Below are 17,341 nucleotides of genomic sequence, written 5' to 3'. Positions count from 1 at the left end.
GTCATGAGCCAGGACACCGCGCACGCCCTGGGCGCCTCGCGCACGCTCTGGGAGCTGGTGGCGCGCCGCGCCGATCTCACCCCCGACCGGCCGGTCCTCCTCCAGGGCGACCGCTCGCTGAGCTTCGGCGAGTTGCGCGCCCGCGCGGAGCGGGTGGCGGCGGGCCTGTACGACATGGGCGTACGCCCCGGCACGGTGGTCGCCTGGCAGCTGCCCACCCGCATCGAGACGGCTGTGCTCTCCTTCGCGCTGGCCCGCCTGGGCGCCGTACAGACGCCGGTCATCCCCTTCTACCGCGACCGCGAAGTCGGATTCGCGCTGAGGGAGTCGAAGGCGGAGCACTTCGCCGTGCCGGGCGAGTGGCGGGGCTTCGACCACACGGCGATGGCGCGGCGGCTCGGCGCGAAGGGCGTCTTCGAGGCGTACGACATCCTCCCCGACGGCGATCCCTCCGCACTCCCCGCTCCCCCCTCCGACGGCACCTCCGTCCGCTGGGTCTACTGGACCTCGGGCACGACCTCGGACCCCAAGGGCGTGCTGCACACGGACCGTTCGCTGATCGCGGGCGGGTCCTGCCTCGCGCACGCGCTGCACCTGTCGGAGAACGACGTGGGTTCGATGGCCTTCCCGTACGCGCACATCGCCGGCCCCGACTACACGGTGATGCTCCTGCTGTACGGCTTCCCGGCGGTGATGTTCGAGCACTTCGCGCTGCCCGCCGCCCTGGAGGACTACCGCAGGCACGGCGTGACGGTGGCCGGCGGCTCCACCGCGTTCTACTCGATGTTCCTCACCGAGCAGCGGCGGCAGCCGGGCGAGCCGCTCATCCCGAGCCTGCGGCTGCTCGCGGGCGGCGGGGCGCCGAAGCCGCCCGAGATCTACCACTCGGTCGTACGGGAGATGGGGGTGCAGCTCACCCACGGGTACGGAATGACCGAGGTTCCGATGATCACCATGGGATCGCCGGACGACACGGTGGAGAACCTGGCGACGACGGAGGGGCGGCCACCCGAGGGCATGGAGATACGGATCGCCGACGGGGAGGTACGGCTGCGCGGCGAGGCGGTGTGCCAGGGCTATCTGGACCCGGCGCAGAGCGCGGAGGCCTTCGACGAGGAGGGGTTCCTGCGCACCGGGGACCTAGGGCATCTCACCGGCAGCGGGCATCTGGTCCTCACCGGCCGGCTCAAGGACGTCATCATCCGCAAGGGCGAGAACATCTCGGCGAAGGAGATCGAGGACCTGCTGCACGGGCATCCGGGTGTCGGCGACGTCGCCGTGGTCGGGCTGCCGGACGCCGAGCGCGGCGAACGGGTCTGTGCGGTGGTCGAACAGCCGCCCGGGGCCGAGGAGTTGACCTTGGAGGCCATGACCTCCTACCTCCGCTCGGAAGGGCTGTCCGTGCACAAGCTGCCGGAGCAACTGGAGCTGGTGGACGCCCTTCCGCGCAACGAAACCCTGCGCAAGGTGCTCAAGTACAGGCTGCGCGACCGCTTTTCGCGGTGAGCCCTATGGAACCTGCTACTCGGGCACGGTGAAGTAGCGGGCGAAGGCGCTCACGACCTCGGCCTCGCCGATCCGGCCGTCGGCGTCCGTGTCGAGGGTCGCGGCCGCGGCGACGGCGATCTCCTCGGGGGCGCCGAGGGACTTGATCACGCGCGCGGTCTCCTCGACCGTGGCCGCGCCGTCCCCGTCGGTGTCCGCGACGGCGAGGGCCGCGTGCAGGAAGGGGCGGGCGATCTCGGCGAACCGCTCGGGGCTGTCGCGCAGCCGCTTCACCGCGCCGCTCACGAACTCCTCGCGGGTGATGCGCTGGTCGCCGTCCCGGTCCGCTATCCCTGCCATGCCCTGCCAGAAGGCCTCGGCGCCGACGTACAGGGCCTGGCCCTTGTCGGAGCGGGCCGTCGTGGCGAACTCGGCGAGGACGGCCTTGGCCGCGGCGCTGAAGTCCTCGCGGTCGATGTAGCCGTTGCCGTCCTGGTCGAAGCCGGCGAACCGGGCAGCGATCCTGCGCTCGTACTCGGTGCTGACCATGTGTGTTCGGACCGCCTCACATATCAGCCGGACTCCGGTCCGGACTGGGTTCATCTGGCACGGAGCGTACGACGCCGGAGCCGTCCCGGGAGCGGGAAAACGACGCTTGTGCCAAGACCGCAGGAATTCCGGGACAACAGTGTGTCGAGGGACCCTCGGTGGAGTGGGCCATGTCACGCGGACAGGGTGCTCGGCTCCTCGCCGGTTCCGTCCTCGGTGGCTGCCGCGAGGTCCGGATAGACGTCGAAGAGGCGGCGTACGCCGAGGGCGCCCAGGACGCGGTTGACATGCGAACCTCCCCCAATCTCGAATTCGCTCGATCGGGAGGCGCCCCCATCCGCTCCCCGGGCGGGCAGGATCAGCCGCAGGCTGCCCTGGCAGGACCGGATCAGGCGGCGGGTGGCGATGAGGACGCCCACGCCGCTGGAGTCACAGAAGAGGACCTCGCCGAGGTCGAGGACGACCTGGTGACGGCCGTCGGCCACCGCGTCGTGCACCCGCTGGCGCAGCACCGGCGAGGTCACGAGATCCAGCTCTCCCGACACCCGGAGCACGGCCCACTCGCCCTCTTCGCCGTCGGTCACCTTGAGCGTCACCGCCACACGCCTCTCGCTCGCCCCGCTCACCGGAAACGGAAGCAGCTCCTACGCTTCCTTGCAGCGCGGCTGCCCCGCCGTCGTTCCATGAAACACCGGTCCGCCACCGAAGAGGCATGCTCATGCGGTCGAAAACAAACGAACTCCGAGCCATTTATGGCGAATCCGTACGAGAACGATCGAACCCGATCGAGCCTGATCCGAGCCCCGCCGGGTAGGCGAGGCACGAAACACCAGGCGGCCCAAGGCGAAACGCGGCCCGCCGCGATCCCACCAACCCCCAAAGGTCCCTACCACCCGCCCTCCACCAGGGGGCGCACATTGACTCAAAGGGGCGTGCGCTGCCGGACGTGCCGACTACATTCAAGACAGCAGAGCACACACGCTGGGCAGGCACAGAGTCAGCGACAGGGACAGAGACGGGCGCCGGGCACGACCAGGGGTGAGGGGGCCGCATGGCGACGAAGGACGCACCACCCCGCTGGGACCGCAAGATGCAGCAGCGGCTCGCACGCGGGGAGGCAGCCGCGCTCGGCGAGCTCTACGACCGATTCGCTTCACTCGTGCACGGCCTCGCCCACCGCGTGCTCGGAGACGAACAGGCGGCCGACGGCATCACCCGCGAGGTGTTCGCACACGTCTGGGAGAACCCCGAGGCGTACGACCCCAAGCACGGCCCGCTGCGCTCCTGGGTCGCCACGCTGACCCACCGGCTCGCCGTCCAGCGGCTGCGCGCGACCGAGACAGCCGCGCTCGCCCGGGGCGGCCCCGGCACCACCGAGGACCTGGAGCGCAAGGTGCGCAGCGCCTCCGTGGCCGCCCGCGCCGACTACATCGTCACCTCGATGCCCACCCCGCTGCGCGCCGCACTGGAGCTCGCCTACTTCCAGCGCCGTGACTACCGCCAGGCGGCCGCCGACCTCGGCGTCACCGAGGACGAGGCCCGCCGCCGGCTCCGCCTCGGCCTGCAACTGCTGTCCACCGCCCACGACGCGGGCCCCTCCGGGGCGCCGCCCGAATACGGGGGTGCGCGGTGAACGGCGGAGCGGATCGTTTCGAGGCGTTCGACGACCGGGACGGAAGCGACGACGAGCAGCCCACCGGGGCAGGCGGCGGCCCGCAGGGCCCCGGCAACGGCGACGGCAGCGGCAACGACACGGGCGATTCCGACGGCCCGAGCCGTTCCCCGCGCATACCCATGCCACGCTCCTCGGTCGAGGACACGGGCCGCCCCTTGCCGGAGCCGCTACAGGAACCGACCCCGGAGCAGCCGTCCGCACCTCTCCCCCTCCCCCTCCTCCCCCTCTCTCTCGACCACCGGGTGCTGAAGTCGCTGCTCGGGGCGTGGGCGCTCGCCGCCTGCTCGCCGGAGGAGACCGTGGCCGTGGAGGACCACCTCGGGGAGTGCGGCTCCTGCGCGGACGAGGCGCTGCGGCTGCGCGAGGCGGTGGGCCTGCTGCACCCGCCCGAGAGCCTCGACCTGGACCCCACCCTCCGCACCCGCGTCCTGGAGGGCTGCCTGGACCGGCGCCCGCCGCGCATCCCGGTGCCCGAGTGGGCGGCTCCGTACGACGCGGAGGCCGCGCGGCTCGACGCGCTGCTCCAGGACATAGGCGACGCGGAGTGGCACGCCCCGGTGCGGCTGCGCTGGTTCGAGGGCGACGGCCCCACGAGCCGCCGTACGACGGTCGCCGGGGTCATCGCCCATCTCCTGACCGTGGACGGCCTGGTCGCGACCGCGCTGGGCCTTGAGGACCCGCTCGGCAACACGTCACCGAAGACGCCGGGACCGGCGGGGCGCACCGAGGCGTACTGGCGGGCCTCGCACTTCCCGCCCACCCGTTCCGTACGGGGCCCGTGGCGGGAGCAGAGCCACAACCTGGTCCGTACGGTGGCGTTCGCGGGCGGCGGCTCCGGGCGCCTGGCCGTGTCGTACGGCGACTTCGAGCTGCCGTTGCGGGACTCGATGCTGGACCGGGCCTTCGAGTGCTGGGTGCACGCGGGGGACATCGCGGACGCGGTGGACTATCCCTACGAGCCGCCGGCTCCTCGGCACCTGCACAAGATGATCGACCTCGCCGCGCGCATGCTGCCGGGCTCGCTGGCCGAGCGGCGGCGGGCGGGGCTGTCCGCGCCGCCGGTACGGCATCTCGTGCCCGCCGGGGCGCCGGGGCGCAGCCTTCGGCTGGAGATCGAGGGGTCCGGGGGCGGCGAGTGGCTCATCCCGCTCGACTCGCCCGGCGCGGTCGCGTCCGCCGAGCACGAGGTCGCGCATGTCGCCCTCGACGGGGTCGAGTTCTGCCGCCTCGCCGCGGGGCATGTCTCTCCGGAGGAGGCCGCCACCGGCCAGGACGGCGACCGCACCGCCATCCACGACGTCCTCCTGGCCGCCGCCTCCCTGAGCCGCATGTAGCCCCCGGGCGCCTTCCTCTGCACCCGGGGTGGGCGCGGCGATGGCGGCTACGCCAGAACTACGCGAAAACGACCGTCCGTCGCCCGTTCAGCAGGATGCGCCGCTCGGCGTGCCACTTCACGGCGCGCGCAAGGGCCTGGCACTCGACGTCGCGCCCGATGGCGACCAGCTGGTCGGGGGTCACGTCGTGGCCCACCCTCTCGACCTCCTGCTCGATGATCGGCCCCTCGTCGAGGTCGGCGGTCACATAGTGAGCGGTGGCGCCGATGAGCTTCACACCCCGGGCGTGCGCCTGGTGGTACGGCTTCGCGCCCTTGAAGCTCGGCAGGAAGGAGTGGTGGATGTTGATGATCCGCCCGCTGAGCTGCTTGCACAGGTCGTCCGAGAGCACCTGCATATAGCGGGCCAGCACGACCAGCTCCACGTTCTCCGCCCGGACCAGCTCCAGCAACTCGGCCTCGGCGGCAGCCTTCGTATCCCGAGTGACCGGAATGTGCCGGAAAGGAATGTCGTACGAACCCACCAGTTCGGCGAAATCGGTGTGGTTGGAGACGACCGCCGCGATCTCCACCGGCAGTGCCCCGATCCGCGCCCGGAACAGCAGGTCGTTCAGGCAGTGCCCGAACTTGCTGACCATGAGGACGATCCGCATCTTCTCCTCGGCCCGATGGATCGTCCAGTCCATCTGGAAGGCGTCCCCGATCGCGGCGAAGCTCGCCCGCAGCTTGTCCACGGTCACCGGTGCCTCCGCCGAGAAGTGGACGCGCATGAAGAACAGTCCCGTGTCGTGGTCGCCGAACTGCTGGCTGTCCTCGATGTTGCAGCCGGTCATGAAGAGGTAGCTCGACACGGCGTGCACGATGCCCTGCTTGTCGGGGCAGGAAAGGGTGAGGACGTACTGTTCGGCGGGCGCGGCGGGCTGCTCATTCATGCAGCACAGGTTCCCACACCAGCCCCCGGGGCCGACTTCCCGTCCCGCCACGCGGACCGATGCGACCGCAGACGGACCGCAGACCTACGCGGACCGCGTAAGAATCCGCAGCACCTCAAGCGTCCGAGGCGGCACGTCCGGCTCCTCCCCGTCCCCCACCGTCATACGGACATGCGCGTCGCGCGCGGCCCGCACGGCCTCCGGCCAGGCCTGGTGGTCGAGGTACGCGGAGACGGGTGCGTCGGGCCCGACCTGGTGCATGATCCGCAGCACGCGGAGCACGGCGGTGTCGACGAGCGCCGCCTCCTGCGAGTCGCGGAAGATCGTGCCGACGTACTTCTCGGCGGACCAGTTGTCGAGCCAGGTGTCCTCGACCAGGCGGTACACGGCATCGGTGACGTCGCCGTACCCGTCGACGCCGGCGAGCCAGACGTCGCGCTGGAACGCGGGATCGGAGAGCATGTGCAGCGCGGAGCGCACATTGCTGCGCCAGCGCCACCACGGCATGTCGTTCAGTGGCATGCCGCCCATGGTGGATGAGTGACGGCCGCGACGGGAAGAGTTCTCCGAACCTTGCACGGTCATCGATCGTACGTTCCCCCTTCCAGCGACTTCGCCGCCCCCCGCAATTCACCTCCATGTCACCATCCGTTGACCCCGGGTCACGCCCGGGTTAGCGATGTGACGGAATCGTGCGTGTCCATGACCGGCAGGCGACGCACCCGCATCTTCCGTTCCGCGCACCACCAACCCGCCAGGACCACTGCGAGGACCACCGCGCTGTCCGCGGGAGCGCTGACGGCGTGTGCGACGCTCGCCGTCGGATGCGGGGTCATCCCTGGTGCCACGGGGGGCGCCAGGGACGACACTGTCACGGTCATGACCTGGGCGCCGGAGAAGACCGGCGCGACCAACAAGCCCGGCATGCCCGCCCTCGCGGAGGCCTACGAGCGCTGGGTCAACGCCCACGGCGGCATCAACGGCCACAAGCTCAAGGTCCTCACCTGCAACGACCACAACGACACGGTGGGCGCCGCGAAGTGCGCCCGTCGCGCGGCGGACGAGAACGTGGTCGCCGTGGTCGGCTCCTACAGCCAGCACGGCACGTACTTCCTCTCACCGCTGGAGTCCGCGGGCATCCCGTACATAGGCGGCTACGGCGTCACGGACGACGAGTTCGAGAGCCCGGTCTCCTATCCGGTCAACGGCGGGGAGCCGGCGCTGCTGGCCGGCCTCGGGGAGCAGCTCGGCAGGATCTGCGGCCCGGTCGCGCTCGTACGGCCGGACACCTTCGCCGGCGACCAGCTCCCGGTGCTGCTCAACGCGGGCCTGAAGTCGGAGGGCCACTCGACGGTCGCGGACCAGCGGGCGGCGGACGACGCGACCGAGTACGCGGGCCAGACGTCGCAGGCGCTGCGGCGGGCGACCTCGGACCCGGCGAAGCGGGGCTGCGTGGTGCCGGCGCTCGGCGACCGCACGGACACCTTCATGGACTCCTTCCGGCGCGACCGCGAGGAGTTCCCGAAGGTGCGCACGGCCACCGTGCTGGGCGGCGTCGACCAGTCGCTGATCGACTCCACCGGCGGCGCGTCGAGCCCGTACGAGGGGTCGTACGCCACCGGCTGGTACCCGGCGGCGAGTGATCACCGGTGGGACGCGATGCGCAAGGTGATCAAGGAGCAGGCCTTCGACGACAACCGGATCGACCCCGCCGACCCCGGGGTGCAGACCACATGGATCGCGTACACCGTGCTGAAGACGGCCATCGAGTCGCTGGGCGACGGCGAGGTGACGTCCCGCACGGTGCAGCGGGCGCTCGACAAGGGCCTCAAGGTGCCCACCGGCGGACTCACGCCGACCCTCAGCTGGCGCTCCCAGGACATGCTCGCGACCGTCGAGTTCCCGCGCCTGGTCAATGCGGACGTCACGTTCCAGGTCGTACGCGAGGGTCAACTGGTGTCGGCACGGCGGGGGTTCGTCAACGTGAAGAAGACCCTGGAGAACGCGGACTGACAACCCGGGTCACCCGAAACGACTGTGGTGGCCCGGAGCGGGAATCCCCGGGTCACCACGAACGACCGTGGCGACCCGGAGCCAGAAACCCCAGGTCACCACATCCGGGCCGGAGACGGAACCTCAGAGCTGCGTAGGCTGGCGCTGCGTCAGCCCATACGTGGTCGCGATCGAGTTCCACAGCTTCGAGGCCTTGTTCTTCTGCGCGCTGGCCGTGCCGCTGGCCTGGTTGCCCAGCCGCGTCTGCGTGGTGGTGCGGGCCTGTCCCTTGCGGCAGCCCTTCTTGCCGTCGACCTGGTCGGCCCAGGCGGCGTAGTGGCTGTCGGCCGATGCGGAGGCCTTCCACGCGCTGGTGAGCGCGCTCGTCAGGTCGGCGTGGTCGGGGAGCTTGTCGACGGAGAGGGCGTCGAGCCGGGTGACGAGCTCGCCGCGCTGCTTGGCGGCGTCGCGCAGATCGCTGGCCGCCTGGTCGAGGTTGTCGCAGGCCTTCACGTTGGCCACGGCCTTGATCACCGAGGCGCGGCTGCCGCCGCTGTCCGCCAGGAGCTTGTCCAGCGCGACGGCCTGCGTCTTGGCCGGGTCGGCGGCCGCCGAAGGGGACTTGCCCGCGGGCGCGGTCGCCGACACCGTCGTACTGCTGTCGTCCTTCTTGCTGTCGTCGCCTCCGCCGCTGAGCAGGGCGCCCGCGCCGATGCCGAGCACGGCGATGCCGACGCCGACGGCGGCGATCAGGGGGACGCGCGAGCGGCTGCGCCCGCCGCCACCGCTGCCGTCGTCGCCCGACCCCGCGCGCGTGCGCGGCGGCGGCCCGCCCGCCCGGCGCTCCGGGCGCACCCGGCGCCTGCGCGCCGTACGCGCCCTGCGGTGCGCCGTGCGCGCCCTGCGGGAGCGACGGATCGAAGCGCGGAAGCTGCTGCGTGGACGCGGGCCCCTCGGGCTCGCTGCGGAAAAGATTGTCGAACTCCGCCGGGGGCTGCCGGTCCTCCGGCCCGCCCGGGCGTATGCCGTACGGCGCCGCGCCGGGCTGGGCGGGCACGGGGGCGATGTACTGCGTGGCCTCGGCATCCGGGTGCGCGGCGGCCGGCAGCGGCCCGGCCCCGCCCTGGGGCGCGCGCCCCAGGAACTGCGTCGCGTCGGCGGGCACCTCGGGCGGCAGCGCGCCCGGGCCCACCGGGGGGATGAACTGGGTGGCGCCCTCGGAGTGCGCGGCGGCGGGCGGTATGTGCGGTATGTACTGCGTGGCGCCCTCGTCGGCCGGAGCGGCGGCCGCCACGGGCGGGATGAACTGCGTCGCTCCCTCGTCCACGGCGGGTGGCAGCGGCCCGGCGCCCGCGGACGCCTGCTGAGCCCCGTACGCCTCCGAGGAGACCCCCGAGGCCTCCGGAACGGGCCATCCCTGACCGTGCTGAGCGCCCTGCGATCCACCGTGGGTGCCCCAGTCCGGGGCGGGTGGGGCGGACTGGGGCGGCTCGGACGCCCCCCAGGTCTGCGCCGGGGGAGCCCCGTACGCCGGCCCGGCAGGACCGCCGTACGACTGCCCGGACGCGGAGGGACCGCCGTACGACTGCGACGGCGCCGAGGAGCCTTCGTACGACTGCGCGGACGCGGAAGGATCGCCGTACGACTGCGCGGGCGGAGCGCCGTACGCCTGAGCGTCGGGCGCCCCGTACGTCTGGGAGCCGGACGGGGCCGGAGCGCCGTACGCCTGCGCGCCGGACGCTCCCCAGCCCTGCTCCTGCTGCTGGTGCCCTTGTGCGTGCCCCTGCTCGGGCTGCTGCTGGGGCGCCGCGGGCGGCCGCTCGGGCCCCCAGGGTCTGTCCCAGGCCTGCCCGCCCGCGGGAGCCGTGCGGTCACCCGTCATGCCCGGCAGCAAGGGCTCGCCGCCGTCGGAGGGCAGCACGATGCCTTCGCGCGCGGGCCGCGCCGAGGGCTCCTCGCCCTGTCCACTCTGCGTCACCGGGACTCCTACGAATGGGGGACCTTCGGAATCGTCGGCTCACGCTACCGGGTCCGCGCGACCCGGTGCCACGCAGCACAGAAGGTGACCTGGTCCTCCTGTGACCGGGGTAACAATTCCGCCCCTCGGGGCGCTGCTTACGCCTCCTCTCGCTGTTCGCGCCCCTGTTTCCCGCCGGTTCATCCCGGCGCACACCTTCCGTTCACGCAGCCGCCTGAAGTTCCATACGCGCCCCGAACTCCCTTACCACCGGCTCGTCCCGGTACGGCTCAAGGCGCTGCTGGAAGTCGTCCAGGTACTCGGCGCCGCGGTTGGAGCGCAGGGTGCCGAGGAGTTCGACCGCCTTGAGTCCGGTGTGGCAGGCCTGTTCCACCTCGCGCTGCTGCACCTGGGCTGTCGCGAGGAGCACGAAGCCGATGGCCCGCCTGCGGGCGCGCGACTCGGGGTGCCCGGCGAGGGACTCCTGCGCGCACCGCGCCGCCGCGTCGGCCTGCCCGAGGTCCCGGTGGCAGTGCGCCAACTCGTCGGCCAGGTACGCCTCGTCGAAGTGCCCGATCCACGCCGGGTCGTCCCCGGACGCGGGGTCGGCCGCCTCCAGCGCCGAGATCGCGCGCCCCGACGCGGACTGCGCCGCCCGCGCGTCGCCCATCAGGGCGTGCCCCCGCGCCTCGGCGGCGTAGAACATCGACTCCGCACGCGGTGTCACGCGCCCGCGCGCCCCCTCCTGTGCCGCGCGCGCCAACTGGGCGATCTCGCGCGGGTTTCCGAGCTGGGCGGCGAGGTGGCTCATGGACGCGGCGAGCACATAGCCGCCGTAGCCGCGGTCGCCCGCCGCCTGGGCGAGGCGCAGCGCCTGGATGTAGTACCGCTGGGCGAGGCCGGGTTGGCCCGTGTCGACGGCCATGTAGCCGGCCAGTTCCGTCAACCGGGATACCGCGGCGAACAGTTCGCGCCCGACCGCCTCCCGGTACGAGCCCGCGAGCAGCCCGGAGACCACGCTGTTGAGGTAGTGCACGACGACCGGCCGTACATGCCCGCTGCCGTACTGGTGGTCGAGGTCGACGAGGGCCTGTGTCATGGCGCGCACCGCCGCCACGTCGGACTGCCCGACCCGTGGCCCCGCCTGCCGGGACACCTGCGAGTCCGGCGAGGAGATCAGCCAGTCGCGGCTCGGCTCGACGAGCGCGGAGGCGGCGACGGACGAGCCGGACAGGAAGTCCCGGCGCCCCACGTCGCTGCGCCACAGCTCGCAGACCTGCTCGATGGCGCCGAGGACGGTCGGCGAGAACTGGAGGCCGACACCGGAGGCGAGGTTCTTGCCGTTGGCCATGCCGATCTCGTCGATCGTGACCGTGCGGCCCAGCTTGCGGCCGAGCGCCTCGGCGATGATGGCGGGCGCACGCCCCCGCGGCTGCTGTCCGCGCAGCCAGCGGGCCACGGACGTCTTGTCGTAGCGCAGATCGAGGCCGTGCTCCGCGCCGCACATGTTGACCCGGCGAGCGAGCCCGGCGTTCGAGCAGCCCGCTTCCTGGATGAGCGCCTGCAACCGTTCGTTCGGCTGCCGCGCGACGAGAGGCCTTGCGGCCATGGCGTACCCCCTGTGGCTGCGGTGCCTGCCCACGCACCGAGTTGACGTGCCTTCCGTGGCCGGAACCCCGAAAATCACCGAAGAAGCACCGGGACGACACAGAAGTGCGCGCGGTGCGTCGACGGAGCATCGAAAAGATCCGGCCTTGAAGATCAATGCCCCGCGGACATACCGAAGATGCGAGACATGTGAGGATTGCCGGGGTAAAGGCTGCTGCCCGACCCCTCAGGTGGTTACCCACCCCCGCTGCCGCTGCCCATGCGCGCCCCCACCCGTGCATCCATGCGCCCCACGTGCGGAATCGATGCTCCTCCCCCGCGCGCGCGTAGCCCGTAACCCGGGGTGGACGCGGGAGTTGAGTGGGGCGTGGAAGAGACCATCGAGGGCACCGAGACCGCTCAGATCCCCAAGCAGCGCGGCGAGTCACTGCTGGAGACCGCCGTGCGCTATGCCGAGGAGCGCCACTGGGACGTGTTCCCCGGCACCTGGCTGGAAGCCGTCGAGGGAGTGCAGCGCTGCTCGTGCGGTGAGTCCGCGTGCGCCACCCCCGGCGCGCACCCGGCACGGGAGGACTGGGCGACCCAGGCGACGGGCAGCGCGACCGTCGCACGCCGCCTGTGGTCGAAGCAGCCGGCGTCGTCGATCCTGCTGCCCACCGGGCGCACGTTCGACGCGATCGACGTGCCCGAGACCGCCGGGTTCCTCGCGCTGGCCCGCATGGAGCGGATGGAGCTGACGCTCGGCCCCGTCACCTGCACCCCGGACGGGCGCATGCACTTCTTCGTGCTGCCGGGCGCCTCCGCGAAGGTTCCCGATCTCGTACGGAAGCTGGGCTGGCCGCCCGCCTCGCTGGACCTGGTCGCCCTGGGCGAGGGGGCGTACGTGGCCGCCCCTCCCACCCGGTACGGGTCGCGGGGGGCCGTGCAGTGGGCCTGCCGGCCGACGCCCGCCAATCGGTGGCTGCCGGACGCGGAGGAGTTGATCTCCGCCCTCGCCTACGCGTGCGGGCGGGACCGCTAGCCGTTCGCGGACGGCCCTGCGCCGTAGGGTTCCTCCTGACGGAGGGAGTCGTGGTGGGTGCAGCCGCCGTACGTGTGCAGGGGCTCTGGAAGCGGTTCGGGGAGCAGATCGCCGTCGCGGGGATCGATCTCGAACTGCCCGCGGGGCAGTTCATCGGGCTCGTCGGGCCGAACGGGGCCGGGAAGACCACCACGCTCTCGATGGTGACGGGTCTGCTGCGGCCCGACGCGGGCACCGTCGAGGTCGTGGGCCACGACGTGTGGCGCGACCCGGTGCAGGTGAAGGCGCGCATCGGCGTCCTGCCGGAGGGGCTCAGGCTCTTCGAGCGGCTGTCCGGGCGCGAACTCCTCGCCTACACCGGCAGGTTGCGCGGCCTGCCCGGCGCCGAGGTCGACAAGCGGGCCGCGCAGCTGCTCGACGTCCTCGACCTCGCGGGCGCCCAGCACAAACTGGTCGTCGACTACTCGACCGGCATGCGCAAGAAGATCGGGCTCGCCGCCGCTCTCCTCCACAACCCCGAAGTCCTCTTCCTCGACGAGCCGTTCGAGGGCGTCGACCCGGTCTCCGCGCAGATCATCCGCGGTGTCCTGGAGCGCTACACCGCCTCCGGCGCCACCGTCGTCTTCTCCTCCCACGTCATGGAACTCGTCGAGTCCCTGTGCGACTGGGTGGCCGTGATGGCCGCCGGGCGCATCCGCGCGCACGGCCCGCTCGCGGAGGTCCGCGGGAGCGCGTCCTCTCTCCAGCAAGCCTTCCTGGAGCTGGTCGGCGCGAACGGCCGCACCACCGGCGCCGACCTCGACTGGCTGGGCGGCGGCGGGACACGATGAGCATCGCCCCAGGCACCGCCCCGAACACCTCCGCCGGGGTCTCCCCCGGCGTCTCCGCCGCGTCGATCACCCCCGTCGTCGTACGGCTGAAGCTGTCGCTGCTGCGCAACGGGCTGCGGCAGTCGGCCGGGCGGCGGGCCGCCTACATCACGTCGATGGTCCTGGCGCTCCTCTTCGCCGCCCTCCAGCTGCTCGGCCTGATCGCGCTGCGCGACAACGAGCACGCCACCGCCGTCGCCGTACTGCTCGTGACGGTCCTCGGGCTCGGCTGGGCGGTGATGCCGCTGTTCTTCCCGAGCGGCGACGAGACGCTCGATCCGACCCGGCTGGTGATGCTGCCGCTGCAACCGCGAGCTCTGGTGCGGGCCCTCCTCGCGGCCTCGCTGGTCGGTGTCGGCCCGCTCTTCTCGCTCTGCCTGCTGGCCGGTTCGGTGATCTCCGTGGCGCACGGCGGGGCGGCGTACGTGACCGCGGTCGTCGGCACGGCACTCGCCCTGCTGGTCTGCGTGGCCCTCGCACGGGCCGTCGCGGCCGCCAACATCCGCCTGCTGTCCAGCCGCAAGGGCCGCGACCTCGCGGTGCTGAGCGGCCTGGTGATCGCGATCGGCGCGCAGCTCGTCAACTTCGGTGCGCAGCGGCTCGGTTCGGCGGGCGGCCTGTCGAAGCTGGACCCGGCCGCGGACGTACTGCGCTGGGTGCCGCCGGCGTCGGCGATCGGCGCGGTGGACTCGGTGAGCGAGGGGTCGTACGGCATCGGGGTCGCCCAACTCCTGCTGAGTGCGGCTGCGTTGGTGGCCCTGCTGGCGCTCTGGACCCGGCAACTGACCCGGCTGATGACCTCGCCGGACGGGTCGACGCTCCAGGCGGCCGAGCCCGGCGCCCGCGAGAAGGCGAGCGCGAGCGGCCTGAGCCGGCTGCTGCCCGCCGGGCGCACCGGGACCGTCATGGAGCGCAGCCTGCGCTATGTGTGGCGCGATCCGAAGACGAAGGCGGCCTGGGTGACGTCGCTGGCCATCGGGCTGATCGTGCCGGTGTTCAACGCGCTGCAGGGCACCGGTTCGATCTACTTCGCGTGCTTCGCCGCCGGGATGCTCGGCATCCAGATGTACAACCAGTTCGGGCAGGACACGTCCGCGTTCTGGATGGTCGCGATGACGATCTCGTCGACCCGGGACGCGTACGTGGAGCTGCGCGGGCGCGCGCTGGCGCTGCTGGTGATCACCCTGCCGTACGCCACCCTCGTGGTCGTCCTGACGACCGCGATGCTCGACGACTGGCCCAAGCTGCCCGAGGTGCTCGGGATGTCGCTGGCGCTGCTCGGCGCGATGCTGGCCACCGGCGCCTGGTCGTCGGCGCGCTTCCCGTACTCCATCCCGCAGGAGGGCTACAAGAACGTGGCCCCCGGGCAGGCCGGCCTCGCCTGGATCGCGATCTTCGGCGGCATGGTCTCGGCCGCCCTGCTGTCCGCCCCCGTCATCGCCCTCACGATCTGGCTGAACGTGACGGCGGACGGGGACGAGTGGACATGGCTGCTGCTGCCGCTGGGTGCCGCGTACGGCGCGCTGATCAGCTGGCTCGGACTGCGGCTCGCCGCGCCGCGCACGGCACGGCGGCTGCCGGAGATCCTGGCGGCGGTCAGCAAGGGGTGAACCCCCGCCGGGCTCCGTTGCACTACGGCGTCAGGACGTGGTCCAGGAACGGTTCGATCGCCGCGCGCCAGGCGTCCGGCTGGTCGTAGTGCACGAGGTGGCCGGCGTCGGAGACCTCCGCGTACCGGCCGTGCGGCAGGACGCGGACCATCTCCTGGGACTCGGCCCGGCCCAGCTCGCCGTCCAGGCCGCGCACGACCAGCGCCGGGCACTGGACCTGCGCGAGCTCCTCCCAGTGCGCGTCGTACACCCAGGTCTGGCGGGACTTGAGCATCTGCTCGGGCTCGAAGACCGGGCGCCAGCCGTCCTCCGACTCGGCCATCACCTCGGCGTAGAACTCGCCGCGGGCCGGGTTGGGGCGCTCCACCCAGGGATCGTCCTCGCCGAACCACTTGCGGACGTCGGCGAGCGTGGCGAAGGGGACGGGCCAGGCCTTGAACCAGTCCTCCCACTCGCGCTGGGAGGCGGCGCCCAGCGCGGAGGCCCGCATGTCGCAGATGATCAGGCCGCACACCAGGTCGGGGCGCTTGGCGGCGAGCTGCCAGCCGGTCAGGGCGCCCATGGCGTGGCCGATGACGACGGTCGGGGCGAGGCCGAGCTGTTCGAGGGCGGCCTCGGCGTCCTCGACGTAGGCCTCACGCGTGTACGACGCCTCGGGAGGCTTGTCGCTCTGGCCGTGGCCCCGCTGGTCGAGGGCGACCGCGCGGTGCCGCTCGGAGAGCCAGCGCGCGGTGGACGCCCAGTGCGAGGCGCGGCCCATGAGGCCGTGCAGTAACAGCACGCCCGGGGCCCGGTCGATCTCCCCGGTCTTGGGGGGATCGGCGAACTCCCAGGCAGCGAGGCGTGCACCGCCCGCACCTGTCACGTCGATGCGCCGCACCATAGGTTCTGGCACCCCCCAAAGCTCGCTCGGACCGCTCGCTCCCGCTCGAACGGGCCGGTCCACCCGTACCGCTTCCTACCCCTGCTGCTGCTTCCACTCCCACTGCGTGTCACCAATAGTTGATGCTATGTCGCTCTACGTGTACACCCTTTACACCCCCACGCTATCGAATGAGCATTCGAAAATGGCCTTCCCGGCGCTAACACCGCTCATTCGAGTGACCACGCTCAAGGATTGACCGTCGCCGCCGAGGGGAGATCTTCAGCGGGAGGCGGACCGATCGGGGAAAACGGTCCGAAGGGGATGACCCTGGGAGCTCGGGGCTCCGGGTCAACTCGGGGGAGGACAGGCCCCGGCGCCATGCGGCGCCGGGGCCCTCCACACGTCTGCGGCACATCCTCCCGCCCCTCTCCCCGACCGCCTGACATCGCTGTCGAGCATGGTCGAGAACCCTCAGGTCATATGCCTCACGCGACAGCCTCGCACGCAAACGGTCCGCGCGCTGCGATTCCGCACACTGAATCTTGCTTTTCAGTGAGGTCGCGGAAACATCACAACTACCCCTGCCGCAACAGGAGTTGACAAACGGACGCGACCCCTCCCGGGCGCCGCGACACCACGTCGTCCCGCTCGGCTCTCAGCGCTCGGCTCTCAGCGCTTGGCGACGAACACATGGGAGGCGACGTCCGCCTCCAGCTCCGCGGCCTCACCGCCGCTGCCCACGAGCACCCCGCCCGGGGACGCCGTCACGCTGACCACCGAGCCGGGCTGCACGCCCGCCCGCCGCAGCGTGTACATCAGCTGCGCGTCCGTCTGGATCGGCTCACCGATGCGCCGTACGACGACGGTCTTGCCGTCCGCGCCCGGGTCCAGCTCGGCCAGCGACAGCATGCCCTCGTCGAGGAACGGGTCGGCACCGTCCTTCTCGCCCAGCTCCTCCAGGCCCGGGATCGGGTTTCCGTACGGCGACTCGGTCGGGTGGCGCAGCAGCTCCAGAACGCGCCGCTCGACGGCCTCGCTCATCACGTGCTCCCAGCGACACGCCTCCGCGTGCACCTGCTCCCACTCCAGCCCGATCACGTCGACGAGCAGGCACTCCGCGAGGCGGTGCTTGCGCATCACACGGGTGGCGAGGCGCCGGCCCTCCTCGGTCAGCTCCAGGTGCCGGTCGCTGGCGACCGCCACCAGACCGTCGCGCTCCATCCGCGCCACCGTCTGGCTGACCGTCGGCCCGCTCTGGTCGAGCCGCTCGGCGATCCGGGCGCGCATGGGGACCACGCCTTCCTCCTCCAGCTCGAGGATGGTGCGGAGATACATCTCCGTGGTGTCGATCAGTCCGGACATACGTGCCCCTTGATTAGCTCTGCCGGAGACTCGATGGCTCGCGGCGTGTGCGCTGGCCCTGAACTCAATTCTGACGCATAGCA

At 71.9% G+C, this 17,341-nt stretch carries 17 protein-coding genes; 9 read left to right on the top strand and 8 right to left on the bottom strand.

The window, feature by feature from the left end; all coding sequences use genetic code 11:
* Positions 1 to 3: 3 nt before the first annotated feature.
* Complete coding sequence (locus AB5J56_RS25425) at positions 4 to 1,506, top strand: class I adenylate-forming enzyme family protein (protein ID WP_369235296.1); 1,503 nt, start codon at positions 4 to 6, stop codon at positions 1,504 to 1,506.
* Positions 1,507 to 1,521: 15 nt separating this feature from the next.
* Here AB5J56_RS25425 and AB5J56_RS25420 read toward each other — a convergent pair whose 3' ends face one another.
* Positions 1,522 to 2,034, bottom strand: a complete 513-nt coding sequence (locus tag AB5J56_RS25420) for an EF-hand domain-containing protein (RefSeq protein WP_369235294.1) — start codon at positions 2,032 to 2,034, stop codon at positions 1,522 to 1,524.
* 173 nt (positions 2,035 to 2,207) lie between these two features.
* On the bottom strand, positions 2,208 to 2,636 hold the full coding sequence (locus AB5J56_RS25415) for an STAS domain-containing protein (RefSeq protein ID WP_369235292.1): 429 nt from the start codon (positions 2,634 to 2,636) through the stop codon (positions 2,208 to 2,210).
* Positions 2,637 to 3,085: 449 nt separating this feature from the next.
* On the opposite strand from AB5J56_RS25415, the gene AB5J56_RS25410 reads away from it, so the two are divergent.
* Both AB5J56_RS25410 and AB5J56_RS25405 read left to right on the top strand, forming a co-directional pair.
* A complete protein-coding gene (locus AB5J56_RS25410) occupies positions 3,086 to 3,667 on the top strand; it encodes a sigma-70 family RNA polymerase sigma factor (protein ID WP_369235290.1) in 582 nt (193 codons plus the stop codon).
* Positions 3,664 to 5,043, top strand: coding sequence for a zf-HC2 domain-containing protein (locus AB5J56_RS25405; protein ID WP_369235289.1), 1,380 nt, complete (start codon positions 3,664 to 3,666; stop codon positions 5,041 to 5,043). Before AB5J56_RS25410 ends, AB5J56_RS25405 begins: the two co-directional genes overlap by 4 nt.
* A 58-nt stretch (positions 5,044 to 5,101) precedes the next feature.
* Here the strand turns inward: AB5J56_RS25405 and purU are convergent, their stop codons facing one another.
* Together purU and AB5J56_RS25395 are read right to left on the bottom strand one after the other, a co-directional pair.
* Complete coding sequence (gene purU / locus AB5J56_RS25400) at positions 5,102 to 5,974, bottom strand: formyltetrahydrofolate deformylase (protein WP_369235287.1); 873 nt, start codon at positions 5,972 to 5,974, stop codon at positions 5,102 to 5,104.
* A gap of 84 nt (positions 5,975 to 6,058) precedes the next feature.
* Complete coding sequence (locus tag AB5J56_RS25395) at positions 6,059 to 6,559, bottom strand: hypothetical protein (RefSeq protein ID WP_369235285.1); 501 nt, start codon at positions 6,557 to 6,559, stop codon at positions 6,059 to 6,061.
* A 117-nt stretch (positions 6,560 to 6,676) separates the two neighbouring features.
* Here AB5J56_RS25395 and AB5J56_RS25390 point away from each other — a divergent pair, with 117 nt between their 5' ends.
* Positions 6,677 to 7,987 carry an ABC transporter substrate-binding protein gene (locus AB5J56_RS25390; RefSeq protein WP_369235283.1) on the top strand — a complete coding sequence of 437 codons (1,311 nt, stop codon included), beginning with the start codon at positions 6,677 to 6,679 and terminating at the stop codon, positions 7,985 to 7,987.
* A gap of 123 nt (positions 7,988 to 8,110) precedes the next feature.
* Here AB5J56_RS25390 and AB5J56_RS25385 read toward each other — a convergent pair whose 3' ends face one another.
* Positions 8,111 to 8,821, bottom strand: a complete 711-nt coding sequence (locus AB5J56_RS25385; RefSeq protein ID WP_369235281.1) for a hypothetical protein — start codon at positions 8,819 to 8,821, stop codon at positions 8,111 to 8,113.
* Between the two features lie 83 nt (positions 8,822 to 8,904).
* On the opposite strand from AB5J56_RS25385, the gene AB5J56_RS25380 reads away from it, so the two are divergent.
* Positions 8,905 to 9,333 (top strand): hypothetical protein, encoded by a 429-nt coding sequence (locus AB5J56_RS25380; protein ID WP_369235279.1) that lies wholly within the window; start codon positions 8,905 to 8,907, stop codon positions 9,331 to 9,333.
* Between the two features lie 84 nt (positions 9,334 to 9,417).
* Positions 9,418 to 9,639, top strand: coding sequence for a hypothetical protein (locus AB5J56_RS25375; RefSeq protein ID WP_369235277.1), 222 nt, complete (start codon positions 9,418 to 9,420; stop codon positions 9,637 to 9,639).
* Positions 9,640 to 10,146: 507 nt separating this feature from the next.
* Here the strand turns inward: AB5J56_RS25375 and AB5J56_RS25370 are convergent.
* Entirely contained in the window at positions 10,147 to 11,532 is a 1,386-nt protein-coding gene (locus AB5J56_RS25370; RefSeq protein ID WP_369235275.1) for a transcriptional regulator, read from the bottom strand.
* 366 nt (positions 11,533 to 11,898) lie between these two features.
* On the opposite strand from AB5J56_RS25370, the gene AB5J56_RS25365 reads away from it, so the two are divergent.
* From AB5J56_RS25365 to AB5J56_RS25355, 3 genes are read left to right on the top strand one after another with little or no spacing between them, the layout of a single operon-like run.
* Complete coding sequence (locus AB5J56_RS25365) at positions 11,899 to 12,552, top strand: bifunctional DNA primase/polymerase (protein WP_369235273.1); 654 nt, start codon at positions 11,899 to 11,901, stop codon at positions 12,550 to 12,552.
* Between the two features lie 35 nt (positions 12,553 to 12,587).
* Entirely contained in the window at positions 12,588 to 13,382 is a 795-nt protein-coding gene (locus tag AB5J56_RS25360; protein WP_369242765.1) for an ABC transporter ATP-binding protein, read from the top strand.
* Entirely contained in the window at positions 13,379 to 15,031 is a 1,653-nt protein-coding gene (locus tag AB5J56_RS25355; protein ID WP_369235271.1) for a transporter, read from the top strand. The genes AB5J56_RS25360 and AB5J56_RS25355 overlap by 4 nt, the downstream gene beginning before the upstream one ends.
* A 22-nt stretch (positions 15,032 to 15,053) precedes the next feature.
* On the opposite strand, the gene AB5J56_RS25350 is transcribed toward AB5J56_RS25355, so the two are convergent.
* Positions 15,054 to 15,914 (bottom strand): alpha/beta fold hydrolase, encoded by an 861-nt coding sequence (locus AB5J56_RS25350; protein WP_369235269.1) that lies wholly within the window; start codon positions 15,912 to 15,914, stop codon positions 15,054 to 15,056.
* A gap of 651 nt (positions 15,915 to 16,565) precedes the next feature.
* The gene (locus AB5J56_RS25345; RefSeq protein ID WP_356135932.1) at positions 16,566 to 17,258 is read right to left on the bottom strand and encodes a metal-dependent transcriptional regulator; all 693 of its coding nucleotides are present in this window, start codon (positions 17,256 to 17,258) and stop codon (positions 16,566 to 16,568) included.
* Between the last annotated feature and the right edge of the window lie 83 nt (positions 17,259 to 17,341).

Origin of the sequence: Streptomyces sp. R21 (assembly GCF_041051975.1) — a bacterium.
Taxonomy (GTDB): Bacteria; Actinomycetota; Actinomycetes; order Streptomycetales; family Streptomycetaceae; genus Streptomyces.
Note: the sequence above shows the minus strand (reverse complement) of the source record. Positions and strands in the feature narration are given on the sequence as shown.

Bases quoted from the DNA above. Each gene is read 5' to 3' on its own strand.
- AB5J56_RS25420 (WP_369235294.1), bottom strand. From the start codon at position 2,034: ATGGTCAGCACCGAGTACGAGCGCAGGATCGCTGCCCGGTTCGCCGGC.
- AB5J56_RS25390 (WP_369235283.1), top strand. From the start codon at position 6,677: ATGACCGGCAGGCGACGCACCCGCATCTTCCGTTCCGCGCACCACCAA.
- AB5J56_RS25370 (WP_369235275.1), bottom strand. From the start codon at position 11,532: ATGGCCGCAAGGCCTCTCGTCGCGCGGCAGCCGAACGAACGGTTGCAG.
- purU (WP_369235287.1), bottom strand. From the start codon at position 5,974: ATGAATGAGCAGCCCGCCGCGCCCGCCGAACAGTACGTCCTCACCCTT.
- AB5J56_RS25350 (WP_369235269.1), bottom strand. From the start codon at position 15,914: ATGGTGCGGCGCATCGACGTGACAGGTGCGGGCGGTGCACGCCTCGCT.
- AB5J56_RS25395 (WP_369235285.1), bottom strand. From the start codon at position 6,559: ATGACCGTGCAAGGTTCGGAGAACTCTTCCCGTCGCGGCCGTCACTCA.
- AB5J56_RS25425 (WP_369235296.1), top strand. From the start codon at position 4: ATGAGCCAGGACACCGCGCACGCCCTGGGCGCCTCGCGCACGCTCTGG.
- AB5J56_RS25410 (WP_369235290.1), top strand. From the start codon at position 3,086: ATGGCGACGAAGGACGCACCACCCCGCTGGGACCGCAAGATGCAGCAG.
- AB5J56_RS25345 (WP_356135932.1), bottom strand. From the start codon at position 17,258: ATGTCCGGACTGATCGACACCACGGAGATGTATCTCCGCACCATCCTC.
- AB5J56_RS25355 (WP_369235271.1), top strand. From the start codon at position 13,379: ATGAGCATCGCCCCAGGCACCGCCCCGAACACCTCCGCCGGGGTCTCC.